The sequence below is a fragment of the Methylocystis silviterrae genome, assembly GCF_013350005.1.
GTDB classification, from domain to species: Bacteria; Pseudomonadota; Alphaproteobacteria; order Rhizobiales; family Beijerinckiaceae; genus Methylocystis; species Methylocystis silviterrae.
The window spans coordinates 59477-81457 of sequence record NZ_JABVWW010000011.1 but is presented as its reverse complement, the minus strand read 5'-3'; the positions used below and the strand labels follow the sequence as shown (position 1 = coordinate 81457).

General features: G+C 64.4%; 19 protein-coding genes and 1 pseudogene. 12 read left to right on the top strand and 8 right to left on the bottom strand.

Annotation, left to right across the window (positions count from 1 at the left end; genetic code table 11):
• Positions 1-28: 28 nt before the first annotated feature.
• Positions 29-904: a tetratricopeptide repeat protein gene (locus tag HUN39_RS12665; protein WP_175094859.1), complete on the bottom strand. Its 876-nt coding sequence runs from the start codon at positions 902-904 to the stop codon at positions 29-31.
• A gap of 117 nt (positions 905-1021) precedes the next feature.
• Positions 1022-1246: pseudogene (gene rpsU, locus HUN39_RS12660) on the bottom strand (30S ribosomal protein S21); the annotation flags it as partial.
• Between the two features lie 263 nt (positions 1247-1509).
• Here rpsU and HUN39_RS12655 point away from each other — a divergent pair.
• The 5 genes from HUN39_RS12655 (at position 1510) to HUN39_RS12635 (ending at position 5502) form a co-directional block, all read left to right on the top strand.
• Positions 1510-1677 carry a hypothetical protein gene (locus HUN39_RS12655; RefSeq protein ID WP_175094858.1) on the top strand — a complete coding sequence of 56 codons (168 nt, stop codon included), beginning with the start codon at positions 1510-1512 and terminating at the stop codon, positions 1675-1677.
• Positions 1674-2459 (top strand): metal ABC transporter ATP-binding protein, encoded by a 786-nt coding sequence (locus tag HUN39_RS12650; protein ID WP_175094857.1) that lies wholly within the window; start codon positions 1674-1676, stop codon positions 2457-2459. The genes HUN39_RS12655 and HUN39_RS12650 overlap by 4 nt, the downstream gene beginning before the upstream one ends.
• A complete protein-coding gene (locus HUN39_RS12645) occupies positions 2449-3318 on the top strand; it encodes a metal ABC transporter permease (protein ID WP_175094886.1) in 870 nt (289 codons plus the stop codon). Before HUN39_RS12650 ends, HUN39_RS12645 begins: the two co-directional genes overlap by 11 nt.
• Positions 3319-3322: 4 nt before the next feature.
• Positions 3323-4198, top strand: a complete 876-nt coding sequence (locus HUN39_RS12640; protein ID WP_175094856.1) for a metal ABC transporter substrate-binding protein — start codon at positions 3323-3325, stop codon at positions 4196-4198.
• 149 nt (positions 4199-4347) lie between these two features.
• A complete protein-coding gene (locus HUN39_RS12635; RefSeq protein WP_175094855.1) occupies positions 4348-5502 on the top strand; it encodes a CobW family GTP-binding protein in 1155 nt (384 codons plus the stop codon).
• Here the strand turns inward: HUN39_RS12635 and HUN39_RS12630 are convergent.
• On the bottom strand, positions 5493-6023 hold the full coding sequence (locus tag HUN39_RS12630) for a DUF6101 family protein (protein WP_175094854.1): 531 nt from the start codon (positions 6021-6023) through the stop codon (positions 5493-5495). The two genes, HUN39_RS12635 and HUN39_RS12630, sit on opposite strands and share 10 nt — an antisense overlap.
• Before the next feature lie 218 nt (positions 6024-6241).
• On the opposite strand from HUN39_RS12630, the gene HUN39_RS12625 reads away from it, so the two are divergent.
• The 4 genes from HUN39_RS12625 to lpxK all read left to right on the top strand — a co-directional run bounded on the left by HUN39_RS12625 (position 6242) and on the right by lpxK (position 9752).
• On the top strand, positions 6242-7063 hold the full coding sequence (locus HUN39_RS12625; RefSeq protein ID WP_332310758.1) for a 3'(2'),5'-bisphosphate nucleotidase CysQ: 822 nt from the start codon (positions 6242-6244) through the stop codon (positions 7061-7063).
• Complete coding sequence (locus tag HUN39_RS12620; protein ID WP_175094853.1) at positions 7060-7320, top strand: DUF4170 domain-containing protein; 261 nt, start codon at positions 7060-7062, stop codon at positions 7318-7320. Before HUN39_RS12625 ends, HUN39_RS12620 begins: the two co-directional genes overlap by 4 nt.
• A 119-nt stretch (positions 7321-7439) precedes the next feature.
• Positions 7440-8720, top strand: a complete 1281-nt coding sequence (locus HUN39_RS12615; RefSeq protein WP_175094852.1) for a 3-deoxy-D-manno-octulosonic acid transferase — start codon at positions 7440-7442, stop codon at positions 8718-8720.
• A 27-nt stretch (positions 8721-8747) separates the two neighbouring features.
• On the top strand, positions 8748-9752 hold the full coding sequence (lpxK, locus tag HUN39_RS12610; protein WP_175094851.1) for a tetraacyldisaccharide 4'-kinase: 1005 nt from the start codon (positions 8748-8750) through the stop codon (positions 9750-9752).
• Here lpxK and HUN39_RS12605 read toward each other — a convergent pair.
• Positions 9749-9970, bottom strand: a complete 222-nt coding sequence (locus HUN39_RS12605) for a DUF2093 domain-containing protein (RefSeq protein ID WP_014890019.1) — start codon at positions 9968-9970, stop codon at positions 9749-9751. The two genes, lpxK and HUN39_RS12605, sit on opposite strands and share 4 nt — an antisense overlap.
• Before the next feature lie 184 nt (positions 9971-10154).
• The gene (locus HUN39_RS12600) at positions 10155-12050 is read right to left on the bottom strand and encodes a porin (RefSeq protein ID WP_175094850.1); all 1896 of its coding nucleotides are present in this window, start codon (positions 12048-12050) and stop codon (positions 10155-10157) included.
• A gap of 368 nt (positions 12051-12418) precedes the next feature.
• Here HUN39_RS12600 and HUN39_RS12595 point away from each other — a divergent pair, with 368 nt between their 5' ends.
• Entirely contained in the window at positions 12419-13069 is a 651-nt protein-coding gene (locus HUN39_RS12595; protein WP_175094849.1) for a Fe2+-dependent dioxygenase, read from the top strand.
• 268 nt (positions 13070-13337) lie between these two features.
• On the opposite strand, the gene HUN39_RS12590 is transcribed toward HUN39_RS12595, so the two are convergent.
• The 3 genes from HUN39_RS12590 to HUN39_RS12580 all read right to left on the bottom strand — a co-directional run bounded on the left by HUN39_RS12590 (position 13338) and on the right by HUN39_RS12580 (position 20397).
• The gene (locus HUN39_RS12590; RefSeq protein ID WP_175094848.1) at positions 13338-15101 is read right to left on the bottom strand and encodes an OprO/OprP family phosphate-selective porin; all 1764 of its coding nucleotides are present in this window, start codon (positions 15099-15101) and stop codon (positions 13338-13340) included.
• Between the two features lie 284 nt (positions 15102-15385).
• A complete protein-coding gene (locus HUN39_RS12585) occupies positions 15386-19159 on the bottom strand; it encodes an AAA family ATPase (protein ID WP_175094847.1) in 3774 nt (1257 codons plus the stop codon).
• On the bottom strand, positions 19156-20397 hold the full coding sequence (locus HUN39_RS12580) for an exonuclease SbcCD subunit D (RefSeq protein ID WP_210266952.1): 1242 nt from the start codon (positions 20395-20397) through the stop codon (positions 19156-19158). Before HUN39_RS12580 ends, HUN39_RS12585 begins: the two co-directional genes overlap by 4 nt.
• A gap of 352 nt (positions 20398-20749) precedes the next feature.
• Between HUN39_RS12580 and HUN39_RS12575 the strand changes: the two genes are divergently transcribed.
• Together HUN39_RS12575 and HUN39_RS12570 are read left to right on the top strand one after the other, a co-directional pair.
• Complete coding sequence (locus HUN39_RS12575) at positions 20750-21322, top strand: HNH endonuclease (RefSeq protein ID WP_175094846.1); 573 nt, start codon at positions 20750-20752, stop codon at positions 21320-21322.
• 27 nt (positions 21323-21349) lie between these two features.
• Complete coding sequence (locus HUN39_RS12570) at positions 21350-21862, top strand: hypothetical protein (RefSeq protein ID WP_175094845.1); 513 nt, start codon at positions 21350-21352, stop codon at positions 21860-21862.
• The last annotated feature ends 119 nt before the right edge of the window (positions 21863-21981 follow it).

Below are 21981 nucleotides of genomic sequence, written 5' to 3'. Positions count from 1 at the left end.
AAAGTCCGTCAACTTTTCGGAACCTGCGTTAGCCGCGTCCCATGCCCTGTCTGGCGAGGGGCTGCTGCGGATCGAGCGTGAGCGCGCGCTGAAAGGATTCCCGCGCCTTGGAGCGGTTGCCGCTCTTGTCGTAAGCGACGCCGAGCCAAGCCCACGCGAGCGCGCTCTTGCTGTCGACGTTGAGCGCGGCGTTGAAATCCTCGACCGCCTTATCGTATTTGCCGAGCGTGACCAAGCTTTCGCCGCGCGCCAGGTAGGGCGCCGCCGCAAAGGGATCGCGGTCGATGGCGTTGTCGAAATCGGTCACGGCGCGCGCATCATCGCCGCGTTTCTGATGGATCAGCCCGCGTGCATGAAACGCCTGCGCGCTTTCGGGATTGAGGCGAATGGCCTGGTCGAGATCGGCAAGCGCCTGATCAAGGTTGCCCTGGGCGCGCAGCAGGTTGGCGCGACCGACGTAAGCCGGCGCATGTTTGGGATTGACTTCGATCGCGCGGTCGAAGTCGGCGCGGGCGGCGTCGCTCTGGCCCATTTGGCGGAGCGCGAGCGCACGATTGGTGTAGGCCGCCGAATTATTTGGCTCGAGCTTGATAGCCTGCGTGAAGTCGGCGACCGCCTCCTGGAACCGCCCGACCCGAGCGTAAGCGACGCCGCGGGTGTCGTACGCCTCAGCGCTCGACGGATTGCGCCGAATCACTTCGCTGAGCGAATTAATGTTGACGGAGGCGGAGTTCGGGTCGGTGTCGGCGATCTCGGCGATCCCGCGTCCCGGCGGCCGGATGCCGCTCGCGGTTTCGCAGCCCGCCAGAGCGATGATGGCGAGCGCCGCCGCGCTGCGCGTTAGGGCCTGACCAGATAGGAGCGAAGCTTGGCGACGCGACGTCGCCGCACGGCAAAAGCCCATGCCTTCAGATCCTCCCAGCCGCAATGCGTCTTCCCCGTGTCTCTTCTAAGCGCAATTTTTAAAAAGCGCCTGCAATCCGGCGAGAATTCGACGGCTCCAGCCGGATCAGCGGGCGCCGACCGGCTTCGCCTTCACCGGCAGCAGGCCTTCGCGCTGGAGCTTCTTGCGGGCCAGCTTGCGGGCGCGACGGACCGCTTCGGCCTTCTCTCGCGCGCGCTTCTCGGACGGCTTTTCATAATGACCGCGCAGTTTCATTTCGCGGAAGATGCCCTCGCGTTGCATCTTCTTTTTCAGAGCCTTGAGCGCCTGATCGACATTGTTGTCGCGAACGAGAACTTGCACGTATCCATCCTGTGTTTGGGATCCGCCGCGACGGCTCCGTCGTTGAGCGGCTTTAATAGGTAATAGGTCTCCGGGCGCTGACGGAGCGCCTGACCCGTGCGGCACGGGATAACAGAATCGCCTTCCCCTGTCCACGGCCGATTGGCGCGAACGCGCCTCAACCTATACATAACGCGGCGCTCCCCGGCGCCTATCCGCGCTGGTAAGGCGCATGACTCCTTGTTCAATCTCGGCGTTATAATATAACATTGGTTATGTTCGACATGACGACGCAAGAACGCGCCCTGCCCCAGCATGTGCGCGCCGGCGCAGCCGCTGGCGCTCGAGAGGCGCGGCTCACAGCTCTCGGAGCTTCCGCCGGCGCCCGCGTTATCGTCGCCGCGCTGCTTCTTGCGGCCTTGTGGGCCGGCGCCTACTGGGCGCTGCATTGAGCGCGGCCGCCAATGCGCCGGCGATCCGGCTCGTCAATCTCACCCTCGGCTATGATCGCCGCCCCGCGGTTCACCACCTTGAGGGCGAAATCGCCCCTGGAGAAGGACTCGCCGTCTGCGGCCCGAACGGCGCCGGCAAGTCGACGCTGCTCAAGGCGCTCGCCGGGCTGCTGACGCCGCTTGGCGGAGATATCCATTTCAGCGGCCTGTCGCCGCGCGCCGTCGCCTATCTGCCGCAGGTCGTCGACATTGACCGCGCTTTCCCGATCAACGTGCGCGATTTCGTGGCCATGGGCGCTCTGGCGCGCGTCGGTCTTTTCCGGGCGCTGAACGCGGGCGAGCAGGTTCGGGTGGGCGCGGCGATCGAAACGGTCGGACTCGTCGGCTTCGAATCGCGGACGCTCGAAACCCTGTCCGGCGGACAGATGCAACGGGCGCTGTTCGCGCGTCTGATCGTCCAGGATCAGCCGGTCATTCTTCTCGACGAGCCTTTCGGCGCGATCGACGCAGCGACGATCGACGATCTTTTGGCCTTGATCGCGCGATGGCGCGCCGAAGGGCGCACCGTCGTCGCCGTTCTGCACGAATTGGACATTGTCCGCCGCGCCTTCCCGCGCACGCTGCTGCTTGCCCGCGAGTGCATATTCTGGGGCGACACGCGCGACGCCCTTTGCGAAAAGAATCTCGTCCGCGCGCGCGCCATGTCGGAAGCCTTCGATGAGCGCGCGCGCGAATGTCTTCGCGATGAGTTTGACGCCGAAGATCGCCTGCATGTTCACTGACGTCTTCGTCACGCCATTCGCCGATTATGAATTCATGCGACGGGCGCTTGTCGGCTCCCTGGCGCTCGCGCTTTCAGGCGCGCCGCTCGGCGTCTTCTTGATCCTTCGTCGCATGTCGCTTGCCGGCGACGCGCTGTCCCATGCGATCCTGCCTGGGGCCGCCGTCGGCTATCTCGTCGCCGGCCTGTCTTTGCCGGCGATGACCTTCGGCGGCCTCTTCGCCGGACTCGTCGTCGCGCTCGCCGCCGGCGCGGCCTCGCGATTTACGACGCTGCGCGAGGACGCGTCGCTCGCGGCCTTCTATCTCGTCTCGCTGGCGCTGGGCGTGACGCTCGTATCGCTGCGCGGCTCAAACGTCGATCTGCTCCACGTGCTCTTCGGCTCGGTCGTCGGACTGGACGACGCGGCGCTGCTGCTGCTCGTCGGCGTCTCGACCGTCACGCTCATTCTGCTGGCGGTTTTCTACCGAGCGCTGGTGTTGGATACGCTCGATCCTCTGTTCTTGCGGCAGACGAGCCCATTCGGCGAATTCACGCCGTTTCTGTTCCTCGCTTTGGTGGTGCTCAATCTCGTCGCCGGCTTTCACGCGCTCGGCACGCTGATGGCCGTCGGCGTGATGATGCTTCCCGCCGCTGCGGCGCGGTTGTGGACGCGCGATCTCGCCATCGCCCTGCCCCTCGCCGCGGCGATCGGCGCCCTCTGCTGTTACGGCGGTCTCGTCTTCTCCAACGAGACCAGCGCGCCGACGGGACCCGCCATCATTCTCGCCGCGGGCGTCGTCTATTTTTTCTCGATGATTTTTGGCCGCGCCGGCGGCGTGCTGCGGTTGAAACGGCCGCGCCGGCATCTCGAAGGATAGAACGATGCTTACACGCCGCAGCGCGCTCGCGCTTTCATTCGCCGCATGCGTCGCGCCAGCGATGGCGCAAGGGCAGAAAATTCCCGTCGTCGCCAGCTTTTCGATTATCGGCGATCTTGTGCGGCAGGTCGGCGGCGACCGGGTGGCCGTCACCACCATCGTCGGGCCCGACGGCGACGCGCATGTCTATCAGCCCAGTCCGGCCGACGGCCGCAGCATCGCGCAAGCGCGGCTGATTTTCGTCAACGGGCTCGGATTTGAAGGCTGGCTCGACCGTCTCGTCACTGCCGCCAAAAGCAAGGGCGAGGTGTTCACCTTAGGCAAAGGCGTCACTGCGCGAAAGGACGAAGAGGGACAAGATCCGCACGCTTGGCAGGACGTCGCCAACGCCAAAGTTTATGTGGAGGAGATCCGGGAAGCGCTGACGGCCGTCGATCCTGAGGGCGCAAAGACCTATAAGGCCAACGCCGACGCCTATCTCGCCAAGCTCGACGCGCTCGACGCGGAAATCCAGCAGGCGATCGCCGCCATTCCCCAGGAGCGACGCCGCGTCGTCTCGACTCATGACGCCTTCGGCTATTTCGCCGCGCGCTACGGCGTCGAGTTCATCGCGCCGCAGGGCGTGTCGACGGAAGCTGACGTCAGCGCCCGCGACGTGGCGAAGATCATCGACGCGGTCAGGGCGCATAAGGTTCGGGCGGTCTTCATCGAAAACATCGCCGATCCGCGCCTCGCCAAAAGGATCGCCAGCGAGACCGGCGCCCGGATGGGCGGCGTGCTCTATTCCGATGCGCTGTCCGACGCCAAGGGCGATGGCGCGACCTATATCGACATGATGCGCCACAATGTAAGACAATTGGCGAAAGCCTTGGCGCAGTAGCCCCCCTCCCCACCCCTCCCCCACTTCGTGGGAGAGGGTGCAGGCCCGGCCCTCTTAAAGAGTTTCGCACAAGGCCGATCATTAGGGTCCCCTCTCCCGCTTGCGGGGGAGGGACAGGGTGAGGGCGAACGAAACTGGAGTAAGCGGCATTGACCGAGAAAATCCCCGTTACCGTCATCACCGGCTATCTCGGCGCCGGCAAGACGACGCTTCTCAATCGCATTCTCACCGAGCAGCATGGCCGGCGCTACGCCGTCATCGTCAATGAGTTCGGCGAGATCGGCATCGACAATGACCTTGTCGTCGGCGCAGACGAAGAAGTCTTCGAGATGAACAACGGCTGCATCTGCTGCACCGTGCGCGGCGATCTCATTCGCATCATCGAGGGCCTGATGCGCCGACGCGGCAAGTTCGACGCGATCGTCGTCGAGACGACGGGGCTCGCCAATCCGGCGCCCGTCGCGCAGACTTTCTTCATGGATGCTGACGTCAAGGAGGCGGCGCGGCTCGATGCGGTGGTGACGGTCGCCGACGCCAAATGGCTTGGCGAGCGGCTGAAGGACGCGCCGGAAGCGAAGAGTCAGATCGCCTTCGCCGACGTGATCGTCCTGAACAAAACCGATCTCGTTTCAGCCGATGAGCTCGCGGAAGTCGAAGGCCGCATCCGCGCGATCAATCCTTACGCCGCTTTGCATCGCGCGGTGCGGTCGGACGTTCCCTTGCAGGCGGTTTTGGAGCGCAACGCCTTCGACCTCGACCGGATTCTGGAGATCGAGCCGGCGTTCCTCGAAGCCGAGGAGTCGAGTCACGATCATGACGATGGCCATGATCACGAATGCGCTCCAGATTGCGGCCATGATCATCACGACCATGATCATCACGACCACGACCATCAGCACGGTCATGGCCATGAGCATGGCCACGCGCATGAAGATCACCCCGCGCCTCACGCCGGGCTGAAGCATTTCCACGACGACGAGATGCATTCCGTCTCGATCCGCCACGAAGGCGCGGTCGATCCCGAACGCTTCGTTCCCTGGCTGAACGACCTCATCCAGCGCGACGGACCGGACATTCTGCGCAGCAAGGGAATCATCGCCTTCAAGGACGAGCCGCGGCGGTTCGTGTTCCAAGGCGTCCATCAGATCCTCGATGGCGATTTGCAGCGAGAATGGAAAGAAGGAGAGAAGCGCGAATCGCGCCTCGTCTTCATCGGCAGGAAGCTCAAGGAGCAGGAGATCCGCGAAGGCTTCGAGAAGATCGTCCTTGGCGCGTCGGCCGCGCAGGAGACGCTTCATTCATAAGAAATGATCTCGCGCTCCGCGCCGTACACGACCTTGGTGCGACGCGAGTCGCCGGCCTTGCGGCGAATGAGAAATCGTGGACGACGCTTGCCCAAACTGGTCTCGCAGCGCCGGCGCGCGAAGGCGGCGGCGATCTCTTCGCCAACGCTCTCGAGCGAACGCAACGCGCCATCCTCCTCGGCGACCCGCGGCAGCCCAAGCCAGGTCGCCCAGTGACGCCAGTCGGACGCAGCGGCGCCGCAGTCTTGAGTATCGCCGAGAAGAATGTCGAGGTCCGGGTCGCGGTGCGCCAGTGAAAGAACGTAGCGCGGCGATCCGTCGTCCGCGGGCTGCACCTCGAGGGCGACGCCGCAATAGGCGGTGACGGGCACAGATATAACCATGGAGATGCCGCTGAAGCGGCGGGAGATCAAAACGTCGTCGCGAGTGACGCGGATGCGCCGCGCCCCGCCGTCGGCGCGGCGATCACGCTGAACAAAGACCGTTTCCTCGATCCTGCGCGCAGTATTGGCCTCAACCATCGATCGCTCCTTGCAGCTTGAATTCCGTCTCGGCCCCATATTGCCGCAGCCTGACCGCGAAGGCGCTAAAAAGCCTGGTGAACAGCACGTAAATCATTGCTTCTACGCATGATTTAGGCGATGAGGGTGAAGTCCATGAAAACGAATTCGTTCAAATTGCTCCTATTCTGCGCAACGCGCCCGCTTGCGGCCCGCCGGCGCCTCACCTACTCCTCCTCATGATGGGCTCCAGCCAAGCAGAACTCGCCGCTTTTCTTCCAGAACTCGAGAGCGTCACGCGCAGGGCCGGCGACATCGCCATGGCTTATTTCCGCCTGGGCGAAACCACGACCGCCGCAGTGTCCTACAAGGGCGGCGGCTCGCCGGTCACCGAGGCCGATTTCGCGGTCGATCGGTTCCTGTTCCATGAGATGGCGCGCATTGCGCCCGAGGCGGCGTGGCTTTCCGAAGAGAGCGTCGACACCGCCGAGCGGCTGGCGCGCGACGCCTTGATGGTGGTCGATCCGATCGATGGAACGCTGGCGTTCTCGCGCGGCGACGCGCGTTGGTCGGTTTCCATCGCTCTGGTGGTTGGCGGCCGGCCGGTCGCCGGGATCATCCATGCGCCGGCGCTGGGCGAGACTTACATCGGCGCGCTCGGACTCGGCGCCTTCCTCAACGGCTCCCCCCTCATCGCGCCGCAGCGCGCCGAAATCGCCGGCGCGGCGCTCGTCGCGCCTCGTGCGATGCAGGACCGATTGGCCGCGTCGCCACGGGGATTCGTGATGGCGCCGCGAACGCCCTCGCTCGCGCTGCGGCTTGCCGATATCGCCTCCGGTCGGCATGATGTCGTGGTCGCCGCGCCCAATGCGCGCGACTGGGACATCGCCGCCGCGGATATTCTCCTCGCAGAAGCGGGCGCCATGTTGAGCGAGCCGGAGGGCGTCGCGCTCACCTATAATCGCCCGTCGCTCGCCCGCGACATGCTCATCGCGGCTCCGAAATCGCTGTTCGACGATAGCCTCGCGCTGGCGCGGGAGGTCTTGGAAGGAAAATTATGAACAAGACGACGCAAGCAACCTCGGCGAAGAAAGAAAAACAGCTGTTGCATCTTGTATTTGGCGGCGAGCTGGAAACGCTCGACGGCGTCGCGTTCCGCGACCCGAGCAAGCTCGACGTCGTCGGCATCTATCCGGACAATGATAGCGCGCTCGCCGCATGGAAAGCGAAAGCGCAATCCACGGTGGACAATGCGCATATGCGTTATTTCGTGGTGCACCTTTATCGGCTGCTCGATCCGGATGTGGAGAAGCTATAGGCGGCCTTCCAAAATTCGCCGGTATTGCCAGGCATAGAAGTGTCATTCCGGTTGGCCCGACGCGCGGAGAAGACGCCGTCAGATGGCGCATGTGGACCGGATTTTAATAGATTGGAAACATGTCGCTTCTGACAGTGTACCGGCTGGCGACGATCGCGGCGACGCCCTTCGCCAGCGCCGCGCTCAATTGGCGCGCCAACCATGGCAAGGAAGATCCCGCGCGGTTGGCCGAACGCATGGGCGAGTCGAATCGCCCCCGACCGCGCGGACGACTCGTCTGGCTGCACGGCGCGAGCCTCGGCGAAAGCCTGTCGCTGCTGCCGCTCATCGACCGCTTCATTCAGCGCGGACTCGACGTGCTCGTGACAAGCGGCACCGTCTCGTCTGCGCGCGTTCTCAGCGCGCGCTTGCCAGCGGGCGCCTTTCATCAATACGCGCCGATCGACGCCCCGAAATTCGTCGAACGCTTCCTCGATCATTGGCGTCCCGACATCGCGGTCTTCGCCGAGTCGGAGCTTTGGCCCAATATCGTCGCGGCCGTGCACGCGCGCGGCGCGCCGCTGGTTCTCGCCAACGCCCGCATCTCCCGCAAATCCGCCGAGCGCTGGCGCGCCGTTCCCGGCGCGGCGAAATCCGTCTTCGGCGCCGTCGATCTTTGCCTCGCGCAGGATTCCGATAATGCGGCCCGCTTTCTGGCGCTCGGCGCGCGTTGCGTGCGCATCGCCGGCAATCTCAAATTCGACGTGCCGCCGCCGCCGGCCGACTCTGCAAAACTTGCCGAGTTCAATGGCGCGATCGGCGCGCGGCCGGCGTGGGCGGCGGTCTCCACCCATCCCGGCGAAGAAGACCTCGTGCTCGACGCGCATGTCGACATGGCCGCGCAAACCCCGTCGCTGCTGACGATCATCGCGCCACGGCGCTGGGAGCGCGGCGTCGAGATCGTCGAAGCCGCGCGCGCCAGAGGATTGACTGCGGCCTTACGTTCGCAGGAAGGCGAGCCGCGCCGTGACGTCGACGTCTATGTCGTCGACAGCGTCGGTGAGCTTGGCCTCATTTTCCGAAGCGTCGGGGTCGTCCTGATGGGCAAGTCGCTGTTGCCCGGCGGCGGCGGACAAAATCCAATCGAGCCGGCGAAGCTCGGCTGCGCCATTTTGCATGGCCCCTATGTCGAAAACTTCACGGAAGTCTACGGCGAACTCGCAGCCGCAAAGGGCGCCGCGCGCGTTACAGACGCCGCATCGCTGGCGCGGGCCGCGCAGTATCTCCTCGCCGATCCCGCGCGCATGCGCAAAATGGGACGCGCGGCCGCGGAAACCGTCGAGAGATTGGGCGGCGCCTCGCGCGGCATCATGACCGCCGTCGAACCCTATCTCGCGCAAATGGCGGTGGCCCAGCAATGACCGTCGCGCGCGGCGCCGCTTTTTGAGATGCGCGCGCCCGCCTTCTGGCGTGAAGACGGCGCGACGGCGCGGCTCCTGTCTCCGCTCGGCGCGCTCTACGGCGCCATCGCGCGCAAGCGATTGGCGTGCGACGCGCCGCGCGCCAATTTGCCGACCATCGTCGTCGGCGGACTGACTGCGGGCGGCGACGGCAAGACGCCTCTCGCCATCGCCCTCGCGCAGCGTCTCAAGGCGGCGGGAGAGCGCCCTGCCCTTCTCACCCGGGGCTATCGCCGCAGGCGCGGCGGAACGTCCTCCTTCGTCGTGGACTTGACGCGTCACGGCGCGGACGAGATTGGCGATGAAGCGCTGCTACTTGCGCGCGTCGCGCCGACGATCGTCGGCGCAGACCGAATTGCGAGCGCAGACCTGGCGCAGCGCCTCGGCGCCACCGTCGTCCTTCTCGACGACGGCTTCCACAGCCGTCGCATCGCGCCCGACCTGACGCTCATCGTGATCGACTCGGACTATGGCGCGGGCAATGGCCGCTGCATCCCGGCCGGACCGTTGCGCGCGCCGCTCGATGCGCAGCTTGCGGCGGCGGATATTCTGGTCGTGATCGGCAATGGCGCGCGCGCGCGCGACATCGCCGCGCGCGCCAGCAAGCCTGTCTTCGCCGCGCGTTTGGCGCCCGACGCGAATGCCGCCGAAGCGATGCAAGGCGCGCGCGTCGTCGCTTTCGCCGGCATCGCGCGGCCAGAGAAATTCTTCAGCTTGTTGGAGGCATCCGGCGCCGAAGTCGCGGCGCGGGTCTCATTCGCCGATCACCGCCAATTCACGCAAAGAGATTGCGCGACGCTATCGAAGTTGCGGCAGGAACAGGGCGCGCGGCTCGTCACGACGGAAAAGGATGCGGCGCGAATGGGCGGTCAGCTTGCGACGCTCGGCGTCGATACGCTACCCGTCACTCTCGTTTTCGATGACGCCGTCGTTCTGGACGATGCGCTTCGCGGGCTGCGCAAGGCGGATGAAGCGCGCCTTTGCGATCGTTAATCGGGCTTCTTAACGCCAAGACGCATCAGCTTGGCGTGCGGCCCGCTGTAAGGCTCCTGCAGATCGACGTTCCAATAGCGCAGATCCTCGAGCGGAATTGGTTCGCCGGTCACGGCGCAGCGCACATAGGCGCCGGGCTTGCGCACGCGATATTCGCCGTCGAGGTATTCGACGACAGCCTCTTCAGCGGGCTGAGGCTGGCGGTCATAGCGGTTCATGCGCGTTCTCGACCCGTAGCGCCGGGGAAATGGACGCCCCACGAGGCGCCTGAGCGTCGTCACAAGCGACCTCATCGGCGAAGCCGAACGCTCCCTTTCGGCGGATTAGATTCCACGAGATATAGCATCGCAGGGCGTACAAGGAAACGCCCGCCGACGGTTGTTTGCCTGAAAGTGGCGCCGCTTACCAATAAACCTTGGCGCGAACCTCAAACAAATTGGGATGCGCGCCGGTATAATTGGCGCCGAGAAGCGTGGGGAGCGGACCACCGTTGTAAAGGTTCAATGGCGCGACGATGTTCATCACACGCGTCCAGTTCGCCTGGAATGCGACGCCCCCGTCCGGGTACCAGTTGACGCCGATCGTAAGATTCTGCTGACGGCCGCCGTTTATCCCGGCGTTGGCGATGTAGGTCCGGGCGAATGGATTTGGCGTGACGAAAGTCGTGAGCGCCAGCAGGTTATAGAGAGTATTCCCGTTGTAGGGCCCGTTGTTGAGGTCAACGGAGCTGAAACGCGCAGCCAAGCCCCAGGCGCCATAACCACCTGCGCTCAAGGGATTTTTGATCTTGAGCTGATTAAAGGTTGCGCCATTCTTGTCGCGGATATCGTAGGACTGCGCGCGCTCTTCGCCGGTGATCCAATACGTGCCCTGGATGTAATAGCCGTCGAAATAGGCGGACCGTCCTCCCGGATTGAACGGAACCAGAGAGCCGTTAACGGGAATGGCGCCGGTCGCCGCCGAAGCCGCCGTTAGATAGGTCGCACGGTTGATCGCGTTTTGATCGCGGTTGTAAAAGGCGCCGAAATATTCCGCCTGGATGCCGAACGGCCCGTGCGACGCCGCCAATTCAACGCCGAAGGATTCGACGCTCTTGGTGCATTTTCCGGCGAAGGCGGAGCTGTTGAAGAGGTTTTGGGGTATTGGTCCCACGATCGTTCCGCAGGAAAGATCCGGCGTGCCAATGAGGCCCTGGCCGAGGATATTGGCTTCCGATCTGATGCGGTTGCCCAGCGCAAGGACCCGATCGTTGTTCACCGCCGTGGAGTCGTTTGGCTGATGGTAGCGGCCGGAGGCCCCGACGTGGAGGAGATCATGCTCGGTGTGGATCGGCGCATAGGTCAAGCGGCCGGTCACGTCGAAATACTGACCGCCTCCTGTGGCTTGGAACCAAGTCGTGTTGGATGGGAATGGCGCGCCGCCGCCCGCGTTGGGAATATAAAGTCGCGGAATGCCCCAGGTCGCCGGATACCCACGCGCGGGGTTCAGGCTCGCATCGCCGAAGCTGGTGCTGAATATGCCGCCCTTGAAGGTCCAGTCGTCGCCGTAGGCGCCCATTGCAAGGCCGATATGACGATCCGGCTGGAAGGTGTCGACCGCAAGCGAGCGTTCGATGAAGTCGCGGTATTTTGAGGAATTGATCGCCTCGACGCTGAAGGGCTCGAACATGCTGCCGACCATGACGTAGGCCGGCTCCTTGGCGAAAGGCAGCGTGAACAGCGGGCTTTGGATGCCAAAATAGGCGTCGCGAATGCCGCCGTACACGTGATTGACGCCGGTGATCTGGCTTGTTCCGGTGAAGTCGTATTGCAGCTTGTAGAAGTAGATCTGCGCCGCCTTGCCTTCGACCTCGAGCCGAAGCTGGCGCCCGCCGACCTGATTGTCGAAACCGTTGAGCGGCAGAGCGATGCCGCCGCCGTCGATGATGATGCGGCCGCCGACCTTGAAGCTATACGCCTTGTCTTCGGTCTCGACGAAGAGGCCGTTCTTGAAGCTGACAAACACCGGCGGCCGTGGGGGCGTATCGGACGACCCCTTGGACGCCGCGGCGTTGGCGATATTCGTTTCGCTCTGCTGCGGACGGCCTTTCGAGTTCGAACTTCGCGACGGCGATTTCGACTGGCGCGCCTCCTGACGAAGCTTGGCGACCTCGGCTTCCAGCGGACGAAGCCTGGCGATCTCCGCTTCAAGCATTCGCAATCGCGCCTCAATGGCGCTGTCGGATGCGCCGGCGCTGGTCGAGAGCAATGCCCCGAGCGTCGCCAGGATGACTGCCTGCTTCTCCCGCCGAATCGCCAAGTCCTGTTCCGCACGTCCATTTATGTTCGGCGACAGGGTGCGGCGTTAACCTTAACGAATGGTTAGCGACATTCCTGGCCTCCTCTACGCTGGTTCTCCAACAACGCCCGCTCGCGCTTCCGTTAGGCGAACTCCGCCATCGCGAGGGACCGAGTCCTGCTCCTCCAGACAGCCAGACTTGCTGCGCCCGCGATCTTTAGGCATTTTTGGCGTGACTCTAGTATGCGGCCGATGCGAGATCGGAGGCTCCTAGGCCGATCACAACGCACTCCGCTCGGCATGATCGTGATGGCTTTATCGTAACGGCATGTTCTCGTAGAGCGTGGCGAGGGACGCGTTACGACATATTCCTGTAGAAAGCGACGAACGTGCTGCTCATCGATGATTTCCTCGACGAAGACCAATGCGCGCGCTTCCGCCAGCGCATTCTCAACGCGCCCTTTGTTTCGGGGGCGTCCACGGCCGGCGGAATGGCGGCGAACGTCAAGAAAAATCTTCAGCTTGACGAGCGCAAGGCAGGCAAAGTCCTCGACGAGATCAAGTCACTCATTCTTGCGCATCCGGGCGTCGACCTCTTCGCGATGCCGGAGAAGCTCGTCGGCGTGATCATCAATCGCTACGACGAGGGAATGGAATACGGCAATCATTCGGATTCGCCGATCATGGAAGGCGTCCGTTGCGATCTGTCCTTCACTTTGTTTCTCGAGGATCACAGCAATTACGATGGCGGCGAACTTGTGCTCGAGCAGGAGCACGGGCTCATCAAGGTCAAACCGAAAATCGGCAGCATCTTCGTCTATTCGACCGGTCTGACGCATCGCGTCGCCAAGGTGACGCGCGGCAGCCGTCTCGCCTGCGTCGGCTGGGTCAAGAGCCGCATCCGCGACGAAGGCCGCCGCAAAGTTCTACGCGATCTCAATGCCGTCCTTGGCGCCTATATGGAAAAGAACGGACATGACGCGATCGCCGATCTGCAGCTCAAAATCATCGGCGATCTGATCCGGATGTGGCACGAGTGATATGGATTCCGGCTAATTCGTTCGCTTGGACGGCGTCATTCCCGGCAGGCCAAAGGCCTGACCGGGAATCCAGAGCCAATTCAAGAAAGCTGGTTTTGCTCTGGATTCCCGATCGCGCATGGCGCGCGTCGGGAATGACAATCCGAGCCGTTCGAACGGATTTCGTGTGAAGCCCTGCCCCTGCGCGGTTCCCGCAAACGTAGATCAAAATGAAAATCCCGCCGGGAGAACCCAGCGGGATTGCTTGAGAGTCAGACGGAAGAGACTGTTACCACCAAACTTCCGCGCGGGTGAGGAAGGAGTTGGTGTCGTTCGAGCTGAGCCAAGGCTGGTTGAATGGCGCGACATTGGCAAGGACGCGGCCGTAATTGAACAGGAAGCGGTAGCCCTTTTCCGGATACCAGTTCAGGCCCAGCGTGATCTTGTTGACGCGACCGCCGGTGACCCCGACCGAATTCGCGGCGAGAACCGCCGGGAATAGACCACCGGGGGTGGCGACGCCGGGAACGAGGCCAAGCGCGCCATAGGCCGGAAGATAGCTCCAGGCGCCTTGCGAGCCGTTGTCGAGGTTGATCGAGCTCCAGCGCGCCGCGACTTCCCAAGCTCCATAGCCGCCCTTGCTGATCGGATTGAGGATCTTGGGTTGCGTCGAGAAGGTGTAGGGCGTGTTGATGTTGTGGTCTATGTCCGTGTAAGCGGTGATGCGCGTTTCGCCGGTCAGGAACAGCTGAGCCTGCGCATAAAAGCCGTCAAACGCTGCGGAGCTTTGGAGACCTTGTCCCGCCGCGAGCCGCGCCGCCTGAAGCGCGGGAACGCCCGTAAGCGCGCCGGGGGTAATTAGCAGAGCAGCCGAGTTGTAGGAGTTGCGGTTGTAGTAGGCCTGAGAGTATTCGGCCTGAATGCTGAAGGGCCCGTGAATGGCCACGAATTCGACGTTGAACTGGGTGGAGTTTTTCAGACAGTTGCTCTGAACGAGCGAACCGCCCAACGCCGGGTTAGACGCCCATGCTGAACCAAAGAGATTGTACGGTCCGCCCGGGTTGCACGACATATCCGGCGTGCCGAGCAGGCGCGTGTTGAGCGCGTTGGCTTCGTTGCGCACGCCGGGTCCGACGATCAATTCGTCGTTCGAAGCGCCGCTGGCGCCATTGTTTTGATAGTAGCGGCCCGTGGCGCCGATATGGATAAGATCTTCTTCGGTGCGAATCGGCAGGAAGACCGCGCGGCCGTCAACCTCCCAATATTGGCCGAGCCGATTGTTGGTCGGACGAATGCCGCGGTCTTGCGGGCTGGTGCTATAGATGCCGGCCTTGACGCCCCAATTGTGACCGCCGCTGGAGATCGACGCGCCGAGATGTCGTCTTGGCGTATTGAAGGCGTCCGACATCATCGAACGCTCGATGAAGGTGATGCCGGAGTTTGAGGTGCTCATCGCCTCGAGACCAAGAGGCCGCAACTGATTGGCCAGCTGAATGACGACGGGCCACTGGTAGGGAAGTCCAACGGTGGTCAAAAGCGGGTATTTGAACGCCAGCCAGGCGTCGCGTACGTTGGCCGAGCTCGCGGCGCCGGTGCTTCCGCCGAATTCGAACTGGGTCCGGTAATACCAATATTTGAACGCCTTGCCGGCGACATCGAGACGGGCGCGGCGCAGCAGCACATTGCTCGCGTCGCCATTGCCCGGGTCGCTCTGCCAGCCGCCGTCGGCATGGACGCGGCCGCCGATATGGATCGAGAAGGCTTTGTCTTCGGTTTCGACGAACAGACCGTTCTTGAAGCTGACGAAGACCGGCGGCGGCGGCGGATGGCCATGACCGTCCTTACTGACATGCGCCTGAGCGGCGTTCGCAACATTGGTCGCGCGCTTGACCTCGGCGCGTTGCTTGGCGACCTGCGCTTCAAGCTGCTGCAGCCGCGCCTTCAATTCGCGAAGTTCGGACGCGGTGTCGGCCGCGGCCGGAGTGGCCGAAGCCGTCGCAATTAAGCCGAACGCAGCGATGGCGAGCGCGCGTTGTCCAACTCCAAGTTTCATAGGTTTTTTCCCCCGGGTTAACTTTCGGGCGACAGTGAAGCCGACGCTGGATGACAGAGCCGTGACAAACTTTGCCCTAGCTGTAATGTGACGCTGCAAGAGACAGCGGGTGTGGCGCCAGCGCCACAGTTCTGGCGGCTGATCATTGTTTTTTGTGGCTTTGCCGCCACAGCAGTCGTTTTTTTTTGGATTCGTCGCCGCAAATTTGGGGCTGTTTCGGCGCGACTCATCCCTGGGGAAGAATCGATCGGCTACTTCTTTCGGGGTTGGCGTGGCATCACGGGTCACGCGTAATTCGGCGCGCGCAGCCGCACCACGCTGACTCCGCCGCCTCGCCGCTCGACGCAGATTTTCGTGGCGATGCGCTGCTGGAGCGAATCGACATGGCTGATCACCCCCACCCGCCTGCCCTGCCCCTGCAGCGTCTCCAACGCGTCTATGACGACGTCGAGGGTCGCGGAATCGAGCGCGCCAAATCCTTCATCGATGAACAGCGTGTCGACGAATGAATCGCGCCCCTCGAGTCCGGCAAGCGCTAAGGCAAGCGCCAGCGACGCGAGGAAGCGCTCCCCGCCGGAGAGCGAACGGGTCGAACGGCGCTCGTCGCCAAGATCGCGGTCGATGATCTGGAGCCCCAGAGAGCCCGCGTCGCCCGAGCGCTCCAGCGCATAGCGCGGCGCAAGCAGCGCCAGGCGCTGATTGGCGAGCGCGACGAGATGCTGCAGCGTCGCGGCCTGCGCGAAACGGCGGAATTTGTCGCCGCTCGCCGATCCGATGGCGTCATTGATCTCGTTCCAAAGTTTGGCGTTTGTGCGCGCGCGCTCGAGTTCCTCGCCGAGCGCTGTCGCGCGTTCCCGCGCCTCATCGTCCTTCGCGCCACGCTCGCGCAGCGCGCCGAGCCGCGCCGACATTTCGTCGAGGCGACCAGCGATGTCTTTCTCCTCCGCGGCGAGCTCCTCACGCAAAACCTCCGACGGAGCGACGGCTTTGGCTTCATCGTAATCAACCTGCCGCGCCTTGACGGCAGCCTCGGCCGCCGCGCGCTCGGCTTCCGCCGCCTCGACGACGCGACGCAGCTCCGCCTGCTCTTCGCGCGACGTCGCAAGAAGAGGCGCCGCGCTCGCCTCGTCGAAGCCGGCGGCCTCGAGCGCCATTGCAAAGACCGCGCGCGCTTGCACGGCGCGCGCCGCCGCGCTTTCCGCGGCGCTTGCACAATGGACGCGACGCGTCTCGCAGGCGGTTTTCGACTGCTGAGCTTCAGCGAGCCGCTGGCGCGCCTCGTCGCGCGCCGCAATAGCCGCCCTGTGGAGACCCTCAATACGCGACCGATGCGCGGCCGTCGCTTCTCCCCCCAGAAGCAACGCGCGCGCATCGCGCGCCTCAGTCAGGCTCCTTGCGCGCGCCTGATGATCGTCGTTGGCTTCGGCCTCGCGGACGCATGCGCTGTCTGCTTCCGCCGCAACGCGCTCCGCCTTCAGTCCGATCGCGGCGAGGTTTGCGGCGACCGCATCCGACCGCGCCAGCGCCTCCCGATAATGCGCGCCCGCCGCCTCGAGCCGGCGGCGCGCGGAAACGGCGTCGCGATCGAGATCCGCGGCCGAGAGGTCGCAAAGCTGCAGATAAGGCGCGAGCGACCGATCGAGTGATTCGAGACGCTCAACCAGTCCGGCGCCTTCCGCCCTGGACCGCGCGCGCGCTTCGCGCATAGCCTCCAGCGATACTGCGAGCGCCGCACGCTCCTGCTGACGCGCGTCGAGCGCCTGACGAATTGCGTCGCGCTCAGCGCGCAGCCGATCCCGCTCCTCACGCAGCCGACGCGCGGCGCGAAGCTGTTGCGCGACGCCGTCGCGCGCGGTCGCAAGCTCCTTCGCCAATGCTTGTAGCCGCGGCGAGGCTGATGGAATTGACGTCGGCGGCGCCAGCTCCGGCGCCATATCTCGCGCGCAATCGGCGCGCAGCAGCGACGCATATTCGGCCTCGGCGCGCGCGCGAGCCGCTTGCGCTTGTGCGGCGCGACGCGACGCGTCTTCGTGAAGCGCTTGAGCCTGCGCCGCCCGCGTGCTCAATGAGACAGTCTCCTCGTCCAATCTGCTGAGCGTTCGCCGCGACTCGTCGCGCCGCACACGCAGCGCTTCGATTAACGCGCTCGCCGCATCATGCGTCTCGGAGAAAGGATGTTCGCGCGCGCCGCACACGGGGCACGGCGCATCCTCGTTCAACGCCGCGCGCAATCGCAGCGCATGGGGATCCGCCGCGGCGTCCGCCAACTCGCCGAAGCGTTCGGCCTCGGCGCTTTGCGCTGCCTGTCGCGCGCGCTCCGAACGTACTCCCTCGAGCTTCTGTCGAACCGCCGCTTCGTCCTCAGCGTAGCGGGCGATGTCCTGATGCGCGGAAGCCGCCGCGACGTCCGCCTCGTCAAATGTGCGCGCGCATCTACGCAAAGCTTCGATCAGCTCGACGGCGCGCGTCAAATCGTCAGCGCGGGCGAGCGCGGCCGTTTCGTCGAGGGCGACGAGCGCGCAGTCGCGGTCCGCAATTTGCGCGGCTAGCTTTTCACAGGCCGCTCTGTCTTGCGCGTCGCGCGCGTTAAAGTCCGCAAGCGTGGCGTCGCCGCGATCGATGTCGGCGAAGGCCGCTGCGAGCGCGCCATCACAGGCGCGCTTGGCTTGCGAGATTTCGGCGCGCTTCGTCAGCCAATCGTCGATGTCTCGCCAGCGTTCGCTGAGCGCCCGCGCCGGCTCGAGGCGCGCAAGCTCCGCGAGCGCCGTCTCCTTCTCGCGTTCAATATCGGCGCGCCGTTCCATTGTTTCGGCGCGTTCGTCCCGCTTCGCCTGCGCGCGCAACGCGGCGTCCCGAGCGACGCTCCGCGCCTTCGCTTCCTCCTGCGCCAAATTGGCGATGCGCGCGTCGAGCGCCGCCGCTTCGGACCAGATCGGCGCAAAACGGGTCATCTCGGCTTCCGAGGCGGCGACCTCCTCTGAAGCCGAGCGCGCGCGCGCCTCCTGAGCGGCGAAAGCTTCTTGAGCGGCGCCCGCTTTCGCTTGGGCGTCGGCGGCGTCTTCGAGCGTCGTCTTTTGCGTTTCCTCGGCGCGCCGCGTCTCGTCCCGCGGGGCGCGCAGCGGCTCGACCTGCGCGAGCGCCGCGAGCGTTTCGCGCCGCGGCGCCATCTCGTCAAACGCCCGCAACGCGCCCGCGCGCGCCGTCATCGCCTGCGCAAGCTTTGCGTGCGCCTGAGCCAAGGCGTCGAACCGGCGCAGCGCATCAGCCATCGCGCTGCGCCTTTCGGCGACTTGCGCACGTTCGGCTTCGGTCGCTGCGACGTCTGCATCGATCGCGGCGCGTTCGTCTTCCGACATCACGCCGATCTGGGCGCAACTGCGTTCGATAAGAGCTGTCGCCTGTTGCGCCTCGCGGGCGCGCTCAAAGGCCCGCTGCGACAGAACGCCATAGATTTCAGCGCCGGTGATTTTTTCGAGAAGCTCGGCGCGCTCCTTCGCGTCGGCGCGCAGAAAGGCGTCGAATTCGCCCTGCGCCAAAAGCGCCGTGCGACGAAACTGGTCGAAGGTGAGATCGGTCAATTCGACGACGCGAGCGTTGACCGGCTCTATGCCGCTCTCGACCGGCGCGACGATTTCGCCGGCCTCGTCGATTCGCCACAGCGACCTGGCGCGCTTTTGTAGCGCGCCCGACGCTCTGCCGCGCGCGCGCTGTAGGTCGCAGCGCGCCCGATAGCGCAGCCCGTCCTTGCCAATAAAATCGACCTCCGCGAACCCGCGTCCGGCGCCGCGGCGAAGAATTGTGCGCGGGTCGCCAGAGCCGAGCGTCTCTCCAGACGGATCTGGCGCGCCTTCGCTCGCGCCGGCCGCGACGACGCGCGGGAATTTGTCGTAAAGCGCGAGACAGATCGCGTCGAGAATCGTCGACTTGCCGGCGCCGGTTTCTCCGGTGATGGCGAAGAGGCCCGCCGAGCGCAGCGGCTCGCTGTCGAAGTCGATGGCGAAGCCTTCGGCGAGACTGGCGAGATTAGCGCCTCTGATCGCCAGAATGCGCAATGTCACGCCTCCTGCAGAAGACGCTCGAAACAGTCGAAATGATTGTCGGTCGGCGCGACGCCGTGCGCCTGCTCAAAGGCTTCGCGAAATAAGTCCATCGGTTTGCGCTCGGCGAGGCGCAGCGGCGTCGGGGCCGCCGCAGGGGCTTCCGGCCGCTCGACGCTGGTCGAAACGACGCGCAGCGGGAATTTCTCGCAAATGGCGTCGAGTTCGGCTTTCAATCCGACAGCCGGGCCGTCGACCCTGATCGCGAGATGCGCGAAGGGCCAGGCGTCTATCGGCGCTGAGGCGTCCAAATCGAGCGCCGCAAGCGCGGACTCAAGTTCAGCAAGGCGCAGAGCGCCGCTCGCCGGCGCCCGCAAATGACGGACGTGACGGATGATCGGCGCGTGTTGGACGACAACCGCGCCGCTGTCATCGACATCGACGATGCTGACGCCATGCGCATAGCCGATTTCGGTCTTCGACATGGGAATGAGCGAGCCGGAGTAGCGGATCGTCTCGCGGTCGACGGATTGCGGACGATGCAGATGGCCAAGCGCAACATAAGCGATATCGGGCGAAAACATATCGGACGGAAGAGCGTGTTCGCCGCCGACGAGAATCCGTCGTTCGGACCCTTCCGATTCGAGCGCGCCTGCGACATGAAGATGGCCGGTGACGATGAGCGGCGCCGCGCCGATTTCGCGCCGCGCGCTTTCGACCGCCTCGCGATAGGCCTCGCGCACGGCGCTGGCGGCGCCGCCTCCGCTCGTTACGGGCAGATCCACCGCGCGCGGATAGGGCAGCGCGAGCAAATGTGCGCCAATTCTGCCGCTGGCGTCGCGGATTGGCGAAAGATGCGCGCGGGCGTCGAAGGCGCCGTCGCGACGCGCAAAAGCGCCGATCGAAACGACGTCGGCCATCTCGAACAATGCGCGCGGCGCTTCGAGTCGCGCCGCCGGGTCATGATTGCCGGCGACGAGCGCGATGCGCGCATGCGGACAGGCGACGCGCAAGTCGCGCAATGTGTCGTAGAGCAGCCGCTGGGCGTCGGCGGAAGGATTGAGGCTGTCAAAAACGTCGCCCGCCACGATGACGGCGTCGACCGCCCGCTCCCGGGCGATGGCGACAAGCTGGGCCAGCGCGTCGCGGTGCTCGGCGTCGCGCGACCAGCCCTGCAGCGTCGCGCCAAGATGCCAGTCGGCCGTGTGAAGGAGGCGAATCACTCCAGCAGTAGGCAACAGGCCGTCGACCGTGAGCAAGGGCCACGCTTGGGCGCGCGCTGGCCTTGGGACGAATAATTCGCGGTTTTCGACGGCGGTCGCCCCGATCTGGCAGCCAAGGACGAGCGGCGAATAGGCGAGCGGCGACAGTTCTGCATAGAAGTCGTCGAAACAAAGACATACCGATTACTTTTTAGATCCAAGCCGCTTCTTGCAGCTTACTGTTTCACCAGCGTTTATCGCCTTCTGAAGGCGAAGCCCTCTTCCGCGGCGGAAGTCTCGGCGCGGGCCTTCACAAGCCTGTCGTCGTGACTGTAAAATATGCGCCATCGCAAAGGGCTGGACCTTGGCGCGGTCCGTCAGGCCCCTCCTCAATCCGAGAGGAAGCAGGGTGACTGCACATTTTCGTCAACAGACCGTGTCGCCGCAGGCGTGCCCCGCGCTCGTGCTCAACGCCGACTACAGGCCGCTGAGCTACTATCCGCTCTCGCTGTGGGGGTGGCAGGACGCAATCAAGGCGGTCTTTCTTGATCGCGTGAATATCGTCTCGGAATACGACAAGACCGTCAAAAGCCCGAGCTTCGAGATGCGTCTGCCGTCGGTCGTGTCGCTCAAGGAGTATGTGCGGCCGACCCGTCAGCCGGCGTTCACGCGGTTCAACGTGTTCCTGCGCGATCGCTTCACCTGCCAATATTGCGGAGAACATGAGGAACTGACGTTCGATCACGTCATTCCTCGATCGAAAGGAGGCGCGACGACGTGGGAAAACGTCGTCGCGGCGTGTTCGCCCTGCAATCTGCGCAAGGGCGACCGCCTGCCGAGGGAGGCGCATATGTCGCCGGCGCAGGCGCCCTTTCAGCCGAGCGTCACCGACCTGCATCGCAACGGCCGGCTGTTTCCGCCCAATTACCTGCACGAAAGCTGGATGGACTATCTCTACTGGGATTCGGTGCTCGAACCATAACTTGGCGCGCCAGGAAAGACAGCTCCAATGATGCGCCGGATCGTGGTCATGGCTTTCGGCTTCGTCCTCGCCGTGGGCGTCGGGACCATTTTTCTCATCGTCTCGGCGCTCCTTGATCCGACGACGCGGGAAGCGGGGTTTGTCGCCGCGACGTCCGGCCTATTCGCCTTCGTCGAAGAAGATGTGCGCGCCGGCGGATGGAGCGATCCTCTGGCGACATTCGGATTCATCGTTTGGGCGATCATCATCGCCACCTGCGTCGCGCCCCTCGCGGTCGCGGCGCTGATCGGCGAGATCGCCGGCGCACGCTCGCTCCTCTGGTATTCGGGAGCGAGCGCGACGCTCGCCGGCGCGTCGCCGTGGATCGCCCGCGCCGCAATGGGACTTGATCGCGCCCGCGAAGCGAGCCCGCTCGAATTAAGAATCGCGCTGTTGTTTTTTCTGACCGGCGCTCTGGCGGGGGCGATTTACTGGTTGATCGCCGCGCCGCCGCCCGCGCGTCTGATGGCGCGCCCCAAACCGCCGCTTGGCGAAGTTTAACGCGCAGCCTTCCCGGGAAGAGGCCGCGCCAATAGACGCGAGCGCGTCGCAATAATTTTCGCGCGAGGCATTCCGGCAAATCGCCGCCATCTGAATGAGCGTCGAGTCGCAAGAATCCT

Coding starts and splice junctions, on each gene's coding strand:
- HUN39_RS12645 (WP_175094886.1), top strand. CDS start 2,449: ATGTTCACTGACGTCTTCGTCACGCCATTCGCCGATTATGAATTCATG.
- HUN39_RS12640 (WP_175094856.1), top strand. CDS start 3,323: ATGCTTACACGCCGCAGCGCGCTCGCGCTTTCATTCGCCGCATGCGTC.
- HUN39_RS12620 (WP_175094853.1), top strand. CDS start 7,060: ATGAACAAGACGACGCAAGCAACCTCGGCGAAGAAAGAAAAACAGCTG.
- HUN39_RS12665 (WP_175094859.1), bottom strand. CDS start 904: ATGGGCTTTTGCCGTGCGGCGACGTCGCGTCGCCAAGCTTCGCTCCTA.
- HUN39_RS12615 (WP_175094852.1), top strand. CDS start 7,440: ATGTCGCTTCTGACAGTGTACCGGCTGGCGACGATCGCGGCGACGCCC.
- HUN39_RS12655 (WP_175094858.1), top strand. CDS start 1,510: ATGACGACGCAAGAACGCGCCCTGCCCCAGCATGTGCGCGCCGGCGCA.
- HUN39_RS12570 (WP_175094845.1), top strand. CDS start 21,350: ATGATGCGCCGGATCGTGGTCATGGCTTTCGGCTTCGTCCTCGCCGTG.
- HUN39_RS12630 (WP_175094854.1), bottom strand. CDS start 6,023: ATGGTTGAGGCCAATACTGCGCGCAGGATCGAGGAAACGGTCTTTGTT.
- HUN39_RS12590 (WP_175094848.1), bottom strand. CDS start 15,101: ATGAAACTTGGAGTTGGACAACGCGCGCTCGCCATCGCTGCGTTCGGC.
- HUN39_RS12625 (WP_332310758.1), top strand. CDS start 6,242: ATGATGGGCTCCAGCCAAGCAGAACTCGCCGCTTTTCTTCCAGAACTC.
- lpxK (WP_175094851.1), top strand. CDS start 8,748: ATGCGCGCGCCCGCCTTCTGGCGTGAAGACGGCGCGACGGCGCGGCTC.
- HUN39_RS12605 (WP_014890019.1), bottom strand. CDS start 9,970: ATGAACCGCTATGACCGCCAGCCTCAGCCCGCTGAAGAGGCTGTCGTC.